The organism is Halomonas sp. M20, from assembly GCF_020622265.1.
Lineage (GTDB): Bacteria > Pseudomonadota > Gammaproteobacteria > Pseudomonadales > Halomonadaceae > Modicisalibacter.
Genome location: NZ_JACNMQ010000003.1, coordinates 122145 through 138649, shown reverse-complemented (window position 1 = coordinate 138649; position 16505 = coordinate 122145). Strand labels below are relative to the sequence as shown.

16 protein-coding genes are annotated in these 16505 nt (G+C 56.3%); all 16 read right to left on the bottom strand.

Translation table 11 applies throughout. The annotated features are described in order from the left end of the window. Positions 1-105: 105 nt before the first annotated feature. Positions 106-963, bottom strand: a complete 858-nt coding sequence (locus H7850_RS09535; RefSeq protein WP_227369303.1) for a DUF72 domain-containing protein — start codon at positions 961-963, stop codon at positions 106-108. A gap of 16 nt (positions 964-979) precedes the next feature. Then, a complete protein-coding gene (gene glmS, locus H7850_RS09530) occupies positions 980-2815 on the bottom strand; it encodes a glutamine--fructose-6-phosphate transaminase (isomerizing) (RefSeq protein ID WP_227369302.1) in 1836 nt (611 codons plus the stop codon). Positions 2816-2827: 12 nt separating this feature from the next. Beyond that, positions 2828-4201, bottom strand: coding sequence for a bifunctional UDP-N-acetylglucosamine diphosphorylase/glucosamine-1-phosphate N-acetyltransferase GlmU (gene glmU, locus H7850_RS09525; RefSeq protein ID WP_227369301.1), 1374 nt, complete (start codon positions 4199-4201; stop codon positions 2828-2830). A 256-nt stretch (positions 4202-4457) separates the two neighbouring features. Further along, the gene (locus H7850_RS09520; protein ID WP_227369300.1) at positions 4458-4886 is read right to left on the bottom strand and encodes a F0F1 ATP synthase subunit epsilon; all 429 of its coding nucleotides are present in this window, start codon (positions 4884-4886) and stop codon (positions 4458-4460) included. Positions 4887-4924: 38 nt separating this feature from the next. Continuing rightward, positions 4925-6301, bottom strand: a complete 1377-nt coding sequence (gene atpD, locus H7850_RS09515) for a F0F1 ATP synthase subunit beta (protein WP_227369299.1) — start codon at positions 6299-6301, stop codon at positions 4925-4927. A gap of 52 nt (positions 6302-6353) precedes the next feature. Continuing rightward, complete coding sequence (gene atpG, locus H7850_RS09510; protein ID WP_227369298.1) at positions 6354-7226, bottom strand: F0F1 ATP synthase subunit gamma; 873 nt, start codon at positions 7224-7226, stop codon at positions 6354-6356. A 64-nt stretch (positions 7227-7290) separates the two neighbouring features. Beyond that, entirely contained in the window at positions 7291-8835 is a 1545-nt protein-coding gene (atpA, locus tag H7850_RS09505; protein WP_227369297.1) for a F0F1 ATP synthase subunit alpha, read from the bottom strand. A 16-nt stretch (positions 8836-8851) separates the two neighbouring features. Continuing rightward, positions 8852-9391, bottom strand: coding sequence for a F0F1 ATP synthase subunit delta (locus H7850_RS09500; RefSeq protein WP_227369296.1), 540 nt, complete (start codon positions 9389-9391; stop codon positions 8852-8854). Positions 9392-9402: 11 nt separating this feature from the next. After that, entirely contained in the window at positions 9403-9873 is a 471-nt protein-coding gene (locus H7850_RS09495) for a F0F1 ATP synthase subunit B (protein ID WP_227369295.1), read from the bottom strand. Between the two features lie 66 nt (positions 9874-9939). After that, positions 9940-10188 (bottom strand): F0F1 ATP synthase subunit C, encoded by a 249-nt coding sequence (atpE, locus tag H7850_RS09490; RefSeq protein ID WP_011508579.1) that lies wholly within the window; start codon positions 10186-10188, stop codon positions 9940-9942. 61 nt (positions 10189-10249) lie between these two features. Then, positions 10250-11113, bottom strand: a complete 864-nt coding sequence (gene atpB, locus H7850_RS09485) for a F0F1 ATP synthase subunit A (protein ID WP_227369294.1) — start codon at positions 11111-11113, stop codon at positions 10250-10252. A gap of 15 nt (positions 11114-11128) precedes the next feature. Beyond that, positions 11129-11527, bottom strand: coding sequence for a F0F1 ATP synthase subunit I (locus tag H7850_RS09480; RefSeq protein ID WP_227369293.1), 399 nt, complete (start codon positions 11525-11527; stop codon positions 11129-11131). A gap of 209 nt (positions 11528-11736) precedes the next feature. Continuing rightward, complete coding sequence (locus tag H7850_RS09475; RefSeq protein ID WP_227369292.1) at positions 11737-12651, bottom strand: ParB/RepB/Spo0J family partition protein; 915 nt, start codon at positions 12649-12651, stop codon at positions 11737-11739. A 28-nt stretch (positions 12652-12679) separates the two neighbouring features. Then, positions 12680-13447 (bottom strand): ParA family protein, encoded by a 768-nt coding sequence (locus tag H7850_RS09470; protein WP_227369291.1) that lies wholly within the window; start codon positions 13445-13447, stop codon positions 12680-12682. A 36-nt stretch (positions 13448-13483) separates the two neighbouring features. Then, positions 13484-14131 carry a 16S rRNA (guanine(527)-N(7))-methyltransferase RsmG gene (gene rsmG / locus H7850_RS09465; RefSeq protein ID WP_227369290.1) on the bottom strand — a complete coding sequence of 216 codons (648 nt, stop codon included), beginning with the start codon at positions 14129-14131 and terminating at the stop codon, positions 13484-13486. After that, on the bottom strand, positions 14128-16032 hold the full coding sequence (mnmG, locus tag H7850_RS09460; RefSeq protein ID WP_227369289.1) for a tRNA uridine-5-carboxymethylaminomethyl(34) synthesis enzyme MnmG: 1905 nt from the start codon (positions 16030-16032) through the stop codon (positions 14128-14130). The genes rsmG and mnmG overlap by 4 nt, the downstream gene beginning before the upstream one ends. Positions 16033-16505: the final 473 nt, after the last annotated feature.

Genomic DNA, 16505 nt, shown 5'->3' with positions numbered 1-16505 from the left:
GTTGTTGACTCGTGCTATCGGGCGCACGGACATAAGTTCATGACAAAACTATCCGATGATGGGCCTGATGACCAGCCTGAAACGTTGTATTGATATTACACGACATCAAAAAAGTGATGTTTGCTGCTCGCCAGGAAAGTCGGGAAGGCCAGGTAGCTCCTGTACCCTGGAGAGCTGTGAATAGAGGCATCTTGCCAATTGCGGCGCCTGGCGATTATCGGGGGTGTGCACAAACAAGAAAGGGGTTTTCCCCTGTTTTATCCACAGGGAAAGGCGTTCACTCCAGGCATGGAAGTAACGTTCATTTATCGTCTTGTCAAGATGTCCGATAAACCGAATGATCGGCGCATCTGCCGTGGAAAGCACGTGTAACGGGCGTTTTGGCTTTTCCCTCTGCGCGTCGAGCAGCCTCGGATCGCCGCCGGCTGGGGTGGCGAAAAGTGCTCGGACGTCGAGCATGATACGATCGACCCGATAAGTTATCAACAATCGATTGAGTTGGCGTTCTGCCTCTCCCTTGTGGAAGAATTCACCGGCACGCACCTCCACCGCACAGGGAATCTTGCTAGGCCAGCGCTCGAGCAGCGTAGCCAGATTGGGTAATTCGTCAGCGCCAAAATCTCGGGGTAGTTGAACCATGAGCGGGCCCAACCGATCATGAAGCGGGGTCAGACGCGCAATGAAGCCATCGAATTCATCAGCGATGCCCACCAAGCGCTTGTCGTGGGTCAAACGGGCGGGCAACTTGAAGCAGAAGCGAAATCCCGTGGGCGCCTGCCGCGCCCAGTTCAGAACGACCTCCTCACGCGGAGCGCCACTATAGAAGGTAGTATTGCCTTCAACGCAGGAGAAGACTTTGGCGTACTCTTCGAGAAAAGCCTCGGACGGCGTGTGGCGGGCATAAAGCCCGCCACACCAGTCGCTATTGGCCCACATGGGCAGGCCTAGATGAAATTCCCCCATGGGGCTTACTCGACGCTTACTCGACAGTCACCGACTTGGCCAGGTTACGCGGCTGGTCGACATCGGTACCCTTGAGCACCGCCACATGGTAGGAGAGCAACTGCAGCGGCAGAGTATACAGGATCGGTGCGAGTGCCTCGTCGACGTGGGGCAGGCGCAGCACGCAAACTCCCTCGCTCTCCTGGATATGCACCTGCTCGTCGGCAAAGACGAACAGCTCTCCACCCCGGGCGCGGACCTCCTGCAAATTGGCTTTCAGCTTGCCCAGCAGCTCATCGTTGGGGGCAACGGAGATTACCGGCATCTCATTATCGACCAAGGCCAGCGGGCCATGCTTGAGTTCGCCGGCTGGATAAGCCTCGGCGTGGATGTAGGAGATTTCCTTGAGTTTGAGAGCACCTTCCAGCGCGATGGGGAAATGCGCGCCACGGCCGAGAAACAAGGCATGATTTTTTTCGGCAAAAGCCATGGATAGGCTTGCAATATCGCCATCCAGTGCCAGTACCTGGGTAATCAGACGCGGCAACGAACGCAACGCCTGCACGATCCGCGACTCATCATCCTCATTCATGCCGCGCACGCGCCCTAGGCTCAACGTCAGCAACATCAGTGCCGTCAATTGGGTGGTGAAGGCCTTGGTCGAGGCGACACCGATCTCGGGACCCGCATGCGTCATCAACGTCAGGTCGGATTCACGCACCAGGGAGCTGCCAGGTACGTTGCAGATTGCCAGGCTACCGACATAACCATTGTCCTTGGCAAAGCGCAGGGCCGCGAGGGTATCGGCGGTCTCTCCGGACTGCGACAAGGTGACGAATAACGTACCCTCGGGAACCACTACCTGACGATAACGATATTCCGAGGCGACCTCGACCTGAGTAGGTACGCCAGCGTACTTCTCCAGCCAGTAGCGCGCCACCATGCCAGCATGATAGCTGGTGCCGCAAGCGATGATATGGATCTGCTTGACCCTGCCGAACAAGGCCTCGGCCTCGGTACCGAAGCTATTGACCAGCACATGACGCTCCGAAAGACGCCCTTCCAGGGTCGCAGCAATCACCTGAGACTGTTCGTAGATCTCCTTGAGCATGAAGTGGCGATAATCCCCCTTGGAAGCGGCACCATCGCCATGCTCGAAGATCTGTGTCGGACGTTCCTGCACCTCGCCGGTAGTATCGAAAATGGCGATATCGCCACCCCTGGACAGACGTACCACGTCGCCTTCCTGCAGGTAGATGAAGCGATCGGTAACCTGCAGTAGCGCCAGTGGGTCAGAAGCAAGAAAGGCCTCCTCGACGCCAACGCCCACTACCAGTGGGCTGCCCTTGCGGGCACCGATGATGGTATCTGGTTCAGCCTTGTGCACTACCGCCAATGCGTAGGCGCCCTCCAGCCGGGCCAAGACGTTACGTACCGCCGTCAGTAAATCCTGGGTAAGAGTAAATTCCCTGGATAACAGGTGAGCCACGACTTCGGTATCGGTCTCGGAGGTGAATACGTACCCCTGACCTTCCAGTTCATCCCGTAGCGATTCATAATTCTCGATGATCCCGTTATGAACCACCGCCAGACTCTCGCCGGATTGATGCGGGTGGGCGTTGTGTTCACTGGGACGACCATGAGTAGCCCAGCGAGTATGAGCGATACCCAGATGGCCATAGAGAGGCGACTCGACAAGCCGCTCCTCGAGCATGGCGACCTTTCCTACCGCACGCTGGCGATTGAGTCGTGCGTCTTCAGACACGATTGCCATACCAGCGGAATCGTAGCCGCGATATTCCAAACGCTTCAATCCTTCCAGCAGGATCCCCTGAACGTTACGTTCGGCTACTGCTCCGACGATTCCACACATCGTGCTGACTCCTTAGTGTTCTTGAGTAGGGGTTTTCTGAGGGCGCGGCCAATTCTGTTTGCTCATTTGGCGCTCACGAGTCAGCGCCAGGGCGCCTGCTTCCACATCTCTGCTGATGGTCGAGCCAGCGCCGACGGTAGCACCCTCTCCCACCTTGACCGGCGCCACGAGGGCTGTATTGGAGCCAATGAAGGCATGGTTCCCGATTTCAGTGAGATGCTTGTTGGCACCATCGTAGTTACAGGTAATGGTGCCGGCGCCGATATTGACCTCCCGACCCAGCCGAGCGTCGCCGACATAACTCAGGTGGTTGATCTTGGCGCCTTCACCCAGGATGGCATTCTTGGTTTCGACAAAGTTGCCGATCCTGGCGCCTTCAGCCAAACGTGTGCCGGGGCGTAATCGCGCAAAAGGCCCTATCCGACTCTTGCCTTCGAGAATGGCGCCTTCCAGAACACTATGGGCCTCGATCACGCTAGCAGCACCTATCTTGCTGTTGCGAATCACGCAATAGGGGCCCACTCGCACGCCATCGGCGAGTTCCACTTCACCTTCGAAGATACAGCCTACATCGATCTCGACGTCACGTCCGCAGCGCAGACTGCCTCGTACATCCAGCCGTGCAGGATCGGCCAGGGCAACGCCGTCGGTCATCAACTGTTCCGCTTGAGCAAACTGATAGGCGCGTTCCAGGCGAGCCAATTGCAGACGGTTATTGACGCCTTCCACTTCCACCGGCGTGGCCGGCTGTGCGGTGGCAATGGCGGTGCCTTCCTCGGCTGCCATGGCGATCACGTCGGTGAGATAGTATTCGCCCTGCACATTTTCGGCAGAAAGCTGTGGTAGCCAGCGACGTAACTGCGTCGCCGTCATCGCCATGATGCCGGTATTGCATTCGGTAATAGCGCGCTCTGACTCGGAGGCGTCCTTGTGTTCGACGATCGCCACGGGACGTCCTTCAGTGTCACGCTTGATGCGCCCATAGCCCGTGGGGTCATCCAGCGTCACCGTCAAAAGTGCCATACGCTGTTCATTGACCTCATCGAGCAGCGTCGCCAGTGTCTCGTGACGAATCAAAGGTACATCACCGTAAAGCACCAACACCTTGCCATCGGCAAGCTTGTCCTTCGCCTGAGCAACAGCATGACCGGTGCCTTTCTGTTCGCTTTGCAGCGCAAATTCCACCGAACAATCCGCAAGGCTTTCACGTACCTGATTACCGCCATGGCCGATGACCACATGCAGACGGTGCGTGCCGAGCTCCATTGCGGTATCGATTACATGACGCACCATCGGCTTACCGGCCAACGCATGCAATACCTTGGGTTTTTCTGACCGCATGCGGGTACCTTGCCCCGCTGCCAGAATCACAACATCAAGCGCCATACTCACCCCTTGTGCGTCTCTTTGATCGCGTTCATTCTATGGCCCTTAGGAAGCGCATACCAATGTACCGACCGCTCCCAGGACATGCATGATACCCCTTATTTGTTACATTAAATTACACTGAAAATAAAAAAGCTATACACTTCGCCCGAAAATCCTACAGGTTCATACAATTTTATTAGCAATCCCAATAAAAATGCCCTAGAGAGTTTTCCTCTCTAGGGCATTTAATTTAGCGGTGAAAATAAGAACGAGGTTAGCCTCGCCCACCCTTCCTGCGTAGCTGTTCCAAGGTACGCAATTGGGCAACCGCTTCTGCCAACTCCACGGCAGCACGAGAGTAATCCATCTCCGAATGCTGTTCGTTGATCGAACGCAGGGCTTCCTTACGGGCCTCTTCGGCTTCGACCTCATCAAGATCATTTGCACGCGTGGCTGTATCGGCCAATACCGATATCAGTTTTGGCTGTACCTCAATGAAGCCTCCGGTGACGTAGTAGATTTCCTCGTCACCGTTTTCACGCATCACCCGCAGCGGGCCTGGTTGCAGTTCGGACATCAAGGGCGTGTGACCAGGAAGAATTCCTAGATCGCCCATCTTGCCCGCCGCGACAAGTTGGGAAATTTCGCCGGAGAAGATCGACTGCTCGGCGCTGACGATCTCGCATTGGAAGCTGTTCGCCATACCTTAATCCTCTAACATGAAGGGCAACATGAACGGCTTCACTTCATATTGTTGGCTTTTTCGACAGCTTCGTCGATGGTACCAACCATGTAGAAAGCCTGTTCCGGCAACTCATCGTATTCGCCGTTCAGAATGCCCTGAAAACCACGGATGGTGTCCTTGAGGGATACGTACTTGCCTGGCGAACCGGTGAACACTTCGGCAACGAAGAATGGCTGTGACAGAAAACGCTGAATCTTGCGCGCCCGGTTCACCGACATCTTGTCTTCGTCGGAGAGCTCGTCCATGCCCAGAATCGCGATGATGTCCTTGAGCTCTTTATAGCGCTGCAGCACGTTCTGCACGCCGCGAGCGGTATCGTAGTGCTCGTCACCAACCGTCAGCGGATCGAGCTGGCGTGACGTGGAATCCAGCGGGTCGATGGCCGGATAGATACCCAGCTCCGCAATGGAGCGCGCCAGTACCACCGTGGCGTCCAGATGGGCGAAGGTGGTCGCCGGGGACGGGTCGGTCAAGTCGTCCGCAGGAACGTATACGGCCTGCACTGAAGTGATGGAACCCGTCTTGGTGGAGGTGATGCGCTCCTGCAGTACGCCCATCTCCTCCGCCAGAGTCGGCTGGTAGCCTACCGCGGAAGGCATACGGCCTAATAGCGCCGATACCTCGGTGCCCGCCAGAGTGTAACGATAGATATTATCGACGAACAACAATACGTCACGTCCGTCATCGCGGAACTTCTCGGCCACCGTCAGACCGGTCAATGCCACACGCAGGCGGTTACCCGGCGGCTCGTTCATCTGACCATAAACCAACGATACCTTGTCGAGAACGTTGGACTCCTGCATTTCGTAGTAGAAGTCGTTACCTTCACGGGTACGCTCGCCAACCCCGGCGAACACCGAGTAGCCACTGTGCTCCGTGGCGATATTACGAATCAGCTCCATCATGTTGACGGTCTTGCCGACACCCGCGCCGCCAAACAACCCGACCTTGCCGCCCTTGGCAAACGGGCAGACCAAATCGATGACCTTGATACCAGTTTCCAACAGCTCGTTCGAAGCAGCCTGCTCCGCGTAGCTTGGCGCCTTGCGGTGAATCGGCATACGCTCTTGTTCGCCAATCTCACCCGCCTCGTCGATCGGCTCACCCAGCACATTCATGATGCGCCCCAGGGTTTCCTTACCAACCGGTACGGAAATTGCGGCACCGGTATCTTCGACCGTGAAACCGCGCTTCAAGCCTTCGGTGGAGCCCATGGCAATAGCCCGCACCACACCGTCGCCCAGCTGCTGCTGTACCTCGAGAACGGTCCCGGCTTCCGAGACCTTAAGCGCGTCGTAGACCTTGGGCACTTCGTCCCGCGGAAACTCTACGTCAATCACCGCGCCGATGATTTGTACGATACGTCCGCTCATCTTGGTTCCTCTTAAATACCTGCAAATGAAACCTGCTTGGCCTCACCGGGGCTCAAACCGCGGCGGCACCGCTCACGATCTCGGAAATTTCCTGGGTAATGGCCGCTTGGCGAGCCTTGTTGTACACCAGCTGCAAATCGTCAATCAGGTCGCCGGCGTTGTCCGTTGCGCTCTTCATCGCAATCATCCGTGCCGCCTGTTCGCAGGCTGCATTCTCGACCACCGCCTGATAAACCTGAGATTCGATATAGCGTACCAACAGCCTATCGAGCAGTTCCTTGGCGTCCGGCTCATAAATATAATCCCAGCTACTGGAACGCGTCTCATCGTCGTCTTGCTCATCCAAGGCGACTAACGGCACCAGCTGGCGAGCAACCGGCTTCTGAGTCATGGTGTTGACGAACTCGTTGTACACCACGTACAGACGATCCAGCTCGCCTTCATCATAAGCGTCCAGTATGACCTTGACGCTACCGATCAGGTCCTTGGTCTCTGGCGCTTCGCCTATGTTGCTCTTGGCCGCCATGAGATTGCCGCCGTAGTTGCGGAAGAAGGTGCCGGCCTTGCTGCCTATGGCAACGAAACTGAGCTCGACACCCTTGTCGCGCCATTGGCGAGTTTCCTTGAGCACCGTCTTGAACAGATTGACGTTCAAGCCCCCGGCTAGGCCACGGTCGCTGGAAACGACGATGTAGCCTACCCGCTTGACCTCCCGTTCGATCATGTAATCGTGACGATACTCAGGGTTGGCCTTGGCGATATGGCTCACTACATGACGAATTTGCTTGGCATAGGGCTGGCTTGCCGCCATCCGCTCCTGTGCCTTGCGCATTTTCGATGCCGCGACCATTTCCATGGCGCTGGTAATCTTCTGTGTATTCTTGATGCTCCCTATTTGAGAGCGAATCTCTTTTGCCGCTGCCATCGCGATCTACCTCATTCATGACACTCAGAGAAATGACTGGTTCGGCAGGCCGAACCAGCAACATTTACCAGGTCTGAGTGCTCTTGAATTTCTCGAGACCGGACTTGAGGCCGTCCTTGATCTCGTCGTTGTAGTCGCCGGACTCGTTGATCTTGTCAAGCAGATCGCCATGCTCGGCCTTCATGTAATCATGCAGGGCCGCTTCGAAATCAAGCACCTTGTTGACTTCGATATCGTCCAGATAGCCTTCGTTAGCGGCAAATAGCGACAGCGACATTTCGGCCACGGACATCGGCGAGTACTGCTTCTGCTTCATCAACTCGGTAACGCGCTGACCGTGCTCGAGCTGCTTGCGCGTGGCTTCATCGAGATCCGAGGCAAACTGGGAGAACGCCGCCAGCTCACGATATTGAGCCAAGGCCAGACGCACACCACCACCGAGCTTCTTGATGATCTTGGTCTGAGCGGAGCCACCAACACGAGAAACCGACAGACCGGCGTTGATTGCCGGACGAATACCGGAGTTGAACATGCTCGTCTCAAGGAAGATCTGGCCGTCGGTGATCGAGATCACGTTGGTGGGTACGAATGCCGAAACATCGCCCCCCTGAGTCTCGATCATCGGTAGCGCAGTCAAGGAGCCGGTCTTGCCAGTGACCTTGCCTTCCGTGAATTTCTCCACATAGTCGACATTGACGCGAGCGGCACGTTCGAGCAGACGCGAGTGCAGATAGAAGACATCACCAGGATAGGCTTCGCGGCCCGGAGGACGCTTGAGCAGCAGGGAGATCTGGCGATAAGCCCAGGCCTGCTTGGTCAGATCGTCATAAATGATCAGTGCATCCTGACCACGATCGCGATAATACTCGCCCATGGTACAGCCGGCATAGGGCGCCAGAAACTGCATGGCTGCCGGATCCGCGGCACCCGCGGCAACGACGATGGTGTGCTCCATGGCGCCGTGTTCTTCGAGCTTGCGTACCACGCTTGCAATGGTCGACTGCTTCTGACCCACCGCCACGTAGATACAGGTAACGTCCTTGCCTTTCTGATTGATGATGGCATCGATGGCAATGGCGGACTTACCGATCTGACGATCGCCGATGATCAATTCGCGCTGGCCGCGACCGATCGGCACCATGGCGTCGATGGACTTGAAACCGGTCTGAATCGGCTGATCGACGGATTGGCGAGTGATAACCCCGGGCGCCACCTTTTCTACCGCATCGGTCAGCTTGGCGTTGATATCACCCTTGCCATCGATGGGGCTACCCAAGGCATCGACTACGCGCCCTGTCAGTTCGGGGCCTACCGGCACCTCGAGAATGCGTCCGGTACACTGGGCGGTCATGCCCTCTTCGAGCTGTTGATAATCGCCGAGAACGACGGCACCGACGCTATCACGCTCAAGGTTGAGTACCATGCCGAAGATGGCATTGGGAAATTCGATCATCTCACCGAACATTGCATCCGCCAGACCATGGATCTGTACGATGCCGTCGAAGACGCTGACGATGGTGCCTTGGTTACGAGCTTCGGAGGCAACATCCAGCTTCTCGATACGCTGTTTGATGATGTCGCTGATCTCGGAAGGATTCAGTTGCTGCATGCCGTGTCCCTCAAGCTCAGACGGAGAGCGCATCGCGCAGACGGGTCAATCTACCGCGTACCGAGCCGTCGATGACGGTGTCGCCGGCACGCAGGATGACGCCGCCCAGCAGGGCGCTATCCACCTGAGTGGTAATGGAGATTTCGCGGTTCAGGCGCTTGGCCAGAGCACTCGCGAGCTTGTCTTCCTGCTTGCTATCCAGCGCAAAAGCGGAAACGATGGTGACGTCCATGCGCTTCTCCTGCTGGGCCTTGAGCAGCTCGAATTGCTCGGCGATGTCCGGCAGCGCCTTCAGACGATTTCTTTGCGCGAGGGTGCGCACAAGATTGCGTCCCTCTTCGTCCAGTGCCTTGCCGCAGACATCGATGATCGCATCGGCTTTTTCCTCATCGGAGAGACGAGGATTTCCCAGGATGCTGGACTGCATGTCATCGTTGGCGGCTACTTGCGCCGCCAATTCCAGCATGTCGGACCAAGCCGCGAGTTTTTCCTTGGCCTGAGCCAGTTCAAATGCCGCCTTGGCATAAGGTCGGGCAACGGTAGACGTTTCAGCCATGGGTCACCTCCTCAAAGCTCGGTGGCGAGCTTGTCGACGAGCTCGCGATGCTTTTTCTCGTCGATGGAAGATTCCAGAATACGCTCAGCCCCCTCGATGGCGAGCCGCGCGACTTGCATGCGTAGCTCTTCCTTGGCGCGATTGATTTCCTGCTCGATTTCGGTATGAGCATTGGCAATCATGCGTTCGCCTTCCTGGCGCGCAGTATCGCGCGCTTCTTCGACCATCTGGTTCGATCGCTTATGGGCTTGTTCAAGAATTTCAGCTGCCTGCCCCTTGCTTTCGCGCAACGTCTCATTGGCCCGCTCCTGGGCCAGTTCGAGGTCTCGGTTGGCACGGCTGGCAGCATCCAGGCCATCGGCAATCTTCTTCTGGCGTTCCTGCAGAGCCTGCATGACCGGGGGCCATACATACTTCATGCAGAACCAGACAAAGACCGCGAAGGCAATGGCCTGGCCGATCAGGGTAAGGTTCAGATTCACGCCAGCACCTCTCGCTTCACAGATTTGGGGTCAGAGTCACGGTGGGTCGTATCGACCGACCGCAAATTAACCGACAAACGGGTTGGCGAAGGTGAAGAACAGCGCGATACCTACACCGATCATAGTCACGGCATCCAGCAGACCGGCGACGATGAACATCTTCACCTGCAGCTGCGGGATCATTTCCGGCTGACGCGCTGCGCCTTCCAGGAACTTGCCGCCAAGAATACCGAAGCCGATGGCGGTGCCCAATGCACCCAGACCAATCAGCAGAGACACGGCGATGGCAGTCATGCCCAGAACTTGTGCTTCCATGGTTTACTCCAGTTTAGATTTAAGTGGTTTAACGGTCAGAGATTAATGGTTTACAACTCTATCAATGTTCTTCTGTCGCCATGCTCAAGTAGACGATCGTCAGCATCATGAAGATGAACGCCTGCAGCGTGATGATCAAAAGATGAAATACAGCCCATGCAAAATGCAACGGCAACTGCCAAAGGCCTATTGCCGCGATCAAGATGAAAATTAGCTCACCGGCGTAGAGGTTACCGAACAGACGAAGCGCCAGTGACACCGGCTTGGCAAGCAGGGTCACCAGTTCAAGCAACAGATTGACCGGAATTAAAAATACCATGGCCAGCTTGTTGGGCGCATTGAAGGGATGCAGCGTCAGCTCAGCGATGAAACCGGATACACCCTTGGTGCGAATTGCATAAAAGATAATCAGCGCGAACACCGCTAACGACATGCCTAGAGTGGCGTTGACATCGGTGGTGGAGACTACCTTGAAGTAGACATGGGCCGGATCGGCGCCGAACATGACCCCGATCTTCTGAGCCAGCATGGGCAAGAAGTCGACCGGCACCAGATCCATCAGGTTCATCAGGAATATCCAACAGAAGATCGTCAGTGAAAGCGGTGCGATCAGCTTGCTCTTGCCGTGAAAGGTTTCCTTGACCGAATCGTCGACGAACTCGACCATCAGCTCGACGAAATTTTGCAAACCGCTAGGTACGCCGGTACTGGCAGTCTTGGCCACCTTGCGGAATATCCATAGAAACAGGATACCCAATCCGATCGACCAACCCATAGTATCGAGGTGAATGGCCCAGAATCCCATTTCCGCCGCTTCATCGGCGGAATGTGCCATCGACCAGCCATTGTCGGGATGACGTCCAAAGGTGAGGTTCTGCAGGTGATGCTGGATATAATCCGTGGTCGTCAGGTTGCTGCCTGCCATTGCATTGCCTCGATATCAGGTGGGCGATGGTTTACGCAGTAGCCAGGGTCCCAGCCACTGCGTAAACAATGTCGCCACATAAGCGCCAAAGAAGAAAGCGGGATTTGAGGGCGGCACTGCCACGAATACCAGCGTGAACAGTGCAGCCGTCAAAACAAACTTACCGGCTTCAGCACGATAGAAGCTCTTGATAATATCCTGAGCAAATTGCGCTCCCTGATAGCGAAAGGCACGCCAAGCAAAATAAGCATTGGGCAACAGACAAACCAGACCACCGAGTAGCGCCGAAACCGCAGCAGGCCCGCCTTTCAAGAATGCACTCAAGGCGACCAAGAACAAGACCATGCAAGTCTGTGCTGCCAGCAGACGCGCGTACTGGGGTCGCTTGAGCTGGGCCGGTACCGAATCGTGCATCTCTTAAACCTTTGCCTTGTACCGTGCCGCTCAGAGAGCTCGTTCCGTGAGCTACCATAACAAAACCTCGGCGGATTATAAGGAAGCGCCAGCCTGCCTTCAACCGAACCTCCACCGAAATTAAGCGAACTCATGCGATCTTACGACCAAAGGGCAACAATTTTCGCGAAAATAATTATCACGCTAAATTTATGTTCAAGCTCTTTATCTCAGCGAATATGCGCCAGAATGCCGTCCAGCTCGTCGAGGCTGGCATATCGAATAGTCACTTTCCCCTTTCCCCGCTGACCATGCTGAATGCGAACCGGGGCGCCCAGTAATTCCCCTAGCTGATTTTCCAGCCGGGCTACATCGGAAGAAGGCTGTGCCTGCTTCTTAGCGACGGGTTTACCTTCTTGAAGCTGTTTTACGAGCGTTTCGGTCTGACGTACGGTGAGATCCTTGTTGACTACCTCGTGAGCTGCCTTGCGCTGTTTTGCCACAGTCAGCACCAGTAGTGCCCTGGCATGCCCCATATCCAGATCGCCGCGTTCAAGCAATGTCTGCACTTCGGGGTCCAGTGCCAATAGACGCAGTAGATTAGTCACTTGAGTACGAGATTTGCCTACCGCATCTGCAACCTGCTGCTGTGTCAGTTCGAACTCTTCTAGTAGACGCTTGAGAGCCGCAGCTTCTTCTATCGGATTGAGATTTTCCCGTTGAATGTTTTCGATCAGGGCCAGAGCCAGAGCACTCTGATCGCTGATATCACGCACGACAGCAGGAATGGTATCGAGTTCGGCAAGCTGAGCTGCACGCCAGCGCCGTTCTCCGGCGACGATTTCGTAGCGATCTTCCCCGATCGGACGAACCACTATCGGTTGCATGACACCTTGTGCGCGGATCGAGTCAGTCAACTCTTCCAATGCTTCAGGCTGTATTTCACGGCGCGGCTGATACTTGCCGCGAACAAGCTGGCCGAGGGGCAAGCGCAGCAGACGTTCGTTTTGCTCGGAAGCGTCCAGGGCTTGCTCGACACTCTGGGATGTATCTAACTGACCATCCGCATCAAGCAGATCGCGACGGCGGGCATTGGCGCCAATCAAGGCATCCAGGCCTCGGCCCAGGGCTCGTTTACGGGTCATTGGCATTCCTTCAATGCGGTTTCCGACATCATAACGAAAGACGACGAATCAGTTCCTTGGCCAATACCCGGTGCGCCTGACTGCCCCGGGAAAAACGAGCGTACTTGGTCACCGGTAAACCATGGCTTGGGGCTTCTGCCACGCGCACGTTGCGCGGGATCGTGGTCTTGAGCAGGGTTTCGCCGAAGTAGTCCCGCAGTTGCTTGCTGACATCCCGAGTCAGGCTGTTTCGGTTATCGAACATGGTACGCACGATACCAAAGACTTGAAGCGCAGGGTTCACGCTGGCCTGAATCTGCTCGACGGTATCGAGCAGTGCGGAGAGGCCTTCGAGGGCGTAGAACTCGCACTGCAGCGGAATCAAGACCCCGTCGGCAGCCGTCAAGCCGTTGACGGTCAGCATGTTCAGCGAAGGGGGGCAATCGATGAGTACTACATCGTATTCGCTGGCAACATCCTTGATGGACTCGTGCAGGCAGCGCTCGCGCCCATCTCGATCGAGAAGATCGACCTCGGCGGCGGTGAGATCGGCATTGCCCGGTAGCAGCGCATAGCCGGCGTCCGGGCAATCGAGAATCACCTCTGCCGCGGGCTTCTCACCCAGAAGTACCTCGAGCACGCTGCCATCGAGCTCGTGCTTGTCGATGCCGCTACCCATGGTAGCATGCCCTTGCGGATCAAGGTCGATAAGCAGTACACGGCGGTCGAGCGCCGCCAGGCATGCTGCCAGATTGACCGTCGTGGTGGTCTTGCCGACGCCACCTTTCTGATTGGTCAAGGCAATGATTTTGGTCACGCAAGACTCCCTTACCGACATTGAACCCGATTCGCTTTACTCTTGTCGCGCACTTCTACCGATACGCTCGAGTCTCAACAGATGGCGATCCGCACTATCGCCGGGCACCTTCAAAACCCGCCGCTCCCGCAAGACAGTCGATGCGGATAAATCGGCAAGTTCGTCTTCGTTGATACGCCCTTTCATGGCCAACCATTCGCCCCCTTCGATCAGTAGATGATCTGTCATCGTGACGAAGTCAGCCAAACTGGCAAAGGCACGCGAAATCACCTGATCGAATTCAGGCGCGACGAACCGTTCCACTCGCTCCTGCACCGGTGTGACGTTACTCAACCCCAACTCGAGAATGGCCTGGCGCTGAAAACGTACCTTCTTGCCGTTGCTGTCGAGCAGGGTAACGTCAAGCTCGGGCTTGAGAATGGCGAGTACCAGCCCCGGCAAACCGGGGCCTGCCCCGACATCCAGCAATCGCGGCCCGATAATCGCCGGCAACACGGCTGCACTGTCGAGCACGTGCTTGATGACCATCTCATCTAACGAGCGTACCGCGGTGAGGTTATAGGCGCGGTTCCACTTGTGCAACAACGCAAGCAATTCCAGGAGTCGCTGCAGCGCAGGTTCTCCGGTACCGAGGCCCAGTTGGGCGAGTCCATCTTCGAGTTGTCGTTCGATACTGGCGGTCATGCACTCTTCGCAGGCTGATTGTCGAGCAGACGACGTTTCTTCAAATGAATCAACAGGATCGACACCGCTGCCGGCGTTACCCCCGAAATACGCCCGGCCTGGGCCAGGGTTTCAGGACGCGCTTGACTCAGCTTCTGGCGGATTTCGTTGGAGAGTCCTTCGACCCGCTCGTAATCCAGATTCTCGGGTAACGGGGTCGCTTCGTGACGCTTGAGCTTGTCGATCTCATCCTGCTGCCGATCGATGTAGCCCTGATACTTGATCTGAATCTGCACCTGCTCGGTCACACTTGGGTCGTCACTCTCCGGCGCTCCCTTGAGTGACGCGACATCGGCATAGACGAGTTCCGGGCGTTTGAGCAGCTCCGCCAGGGTGTATTCCCGAGCTAGGGGCTTGTCGAGCTTGGCTGCCACCTGCTCGGCTTCAACGGTGCCGGGCTGAATCCAGGTTTCGCGCAGACGCGCGCTTTCGCGTTCGAGCGCCTCGCGCTTGGTGGCAAAGGCTTCCCAGCGTGTGTCGTCCACCAATCCCAGCTCGCGGCCGATTCCGGTCAAACGCAGGTCGGCATTGTCCTCTCGCAGCAATAGCCGATATTCGGCGCGTGAGGTGAACATGCGATAGGGCTCAAGAGTGCCCAGGGTGATCAGATCGTCGACCAGTACGCCCAGGTAGGCCTCATCCCGACGCGGGCACCAGCTCTTTTCACCTTGCACTCGTCGCGCGGCGTTCAACCCCGCCAGCAAGCCTTGGGCACCCGCTTCTTCGTAACCCGTGGTGCCGTTGATTTGTCCGGCAAAAAACAGGTTGTGGATAAATCGCGTTTCCAGAGAGTGCTTGAGATCCCGAGGATCGAAAAAGTCGTACTCGATGGCATAACCGGGACGCGTGATGTGGGCATTCTCGAAACCACTGATCGAGCGCACCACCTGAAGCTGCACATCGAAGGGCAACGAAGTGGAGATACCGTTGGGATAGAGCTCATGAGTATCGAGCCCTTCCGGTTCGAGAAATATCTGATGGCTCTGCTTGTCGGCAAAGCGATGCACCTTGTCCTCGATGGACGGGCAGTAACGGGGCCCTACGCCGTCGATCGATCCCGCATCGGAGTACATCGGCGAGCGATCGAGATTGGCGAGGATGATCTCGTGGGTGCGCTGATTGGTATGGGCGATATGGCACTTCACCTGATGCGGGTGCATCTCCCGATTGCCCAGATAGGACATTACCGGCGTCGGCGAGTCCCCGGGCTGCTCTTCGAGATTCGAGAAATCGATGCTTCTAGCATCCAGGCGTGGCGGCGTGCCGGTCTTCAGGCGATCCACCCGAAACGGTAAGGCGCGCAAACGTTGCGCTAGCGCATTGGCGGGCGGGTCCCCGGCACGGCCGCCGCTGTAATGATCGAGACCGACATGAATGATCCCGCCGAGGAAGGTGCCGGTACACAGCACCACGGTTTCGGCATGAAAACGAATTCCTGTCTGGGTCACGGCGCCGCGCACCGTGTCTCCCTCGACGATCAGATCGTCCACCCCTTGCTGGAACAGGGTCAGATTGGGCTGATTTTCAAGCATTCCTCGAATCGAGGCCTTGTAACGCACCCGGTCTGCCTGGGCTCGGGTGGCCCTTACCGCAGGCCCTTTACGGGCATTGAGAACTCGGAATTGAATCCCCCCCTGGTCGGTTGCCAGTGCCATGGCACCCCCGAGTGCATCGATTTCCTTGACCAGATGACTCTTGCCAATGCCGCCAATGGCGGGATTGCAGGACATCTGACCGAGAGTCTCGATGTTGTGCGTCAGCAAAAGGGTCTGACAGCCCATGCGGGCAGCGGCCAGTGCGGCTTCCGTTCCCGCATGACCACCGCCGATGACGATGACATCAAAGCGGTTGGGGTAATCCAAGCTGTACCTCGACTTGCGCTTGGCGGCGCTCGTTGATCTGTAAGAGAAATATGGCCGCACAGTATAACGCCCTTGTGGGTAACCGTCAGGGGTTTTCCACACACCGGGTTCTTTGTTCCATGAAGTCATCTTCTAATAATATAAAAATAGAATAGAAATAAAGAAGTTCTGTTACTGTTGTGTTTATTGGTGTGGACATTTTTTGTGGATAAGCAACTTAAATATTTTAATAACAGAGACTTGAATTGTTAACCAACGGTTGGAGAAGCCGTCTCGTGGATGCGTATAATCGTCTGCGAAGCTGTGGATGAAATGCCCAGTTATGCACATGCCAAACTACCCCAACCTTATCCACTGGCAGCCACCCTGGCTATCAGCACGGTCATCAACAAGCTCGATAAATATCCGGGATGACAGTCATGGTGGGGGTTTCGGAGGGAAATATCGAGGCTGTAAAAAAATACTATCCACAG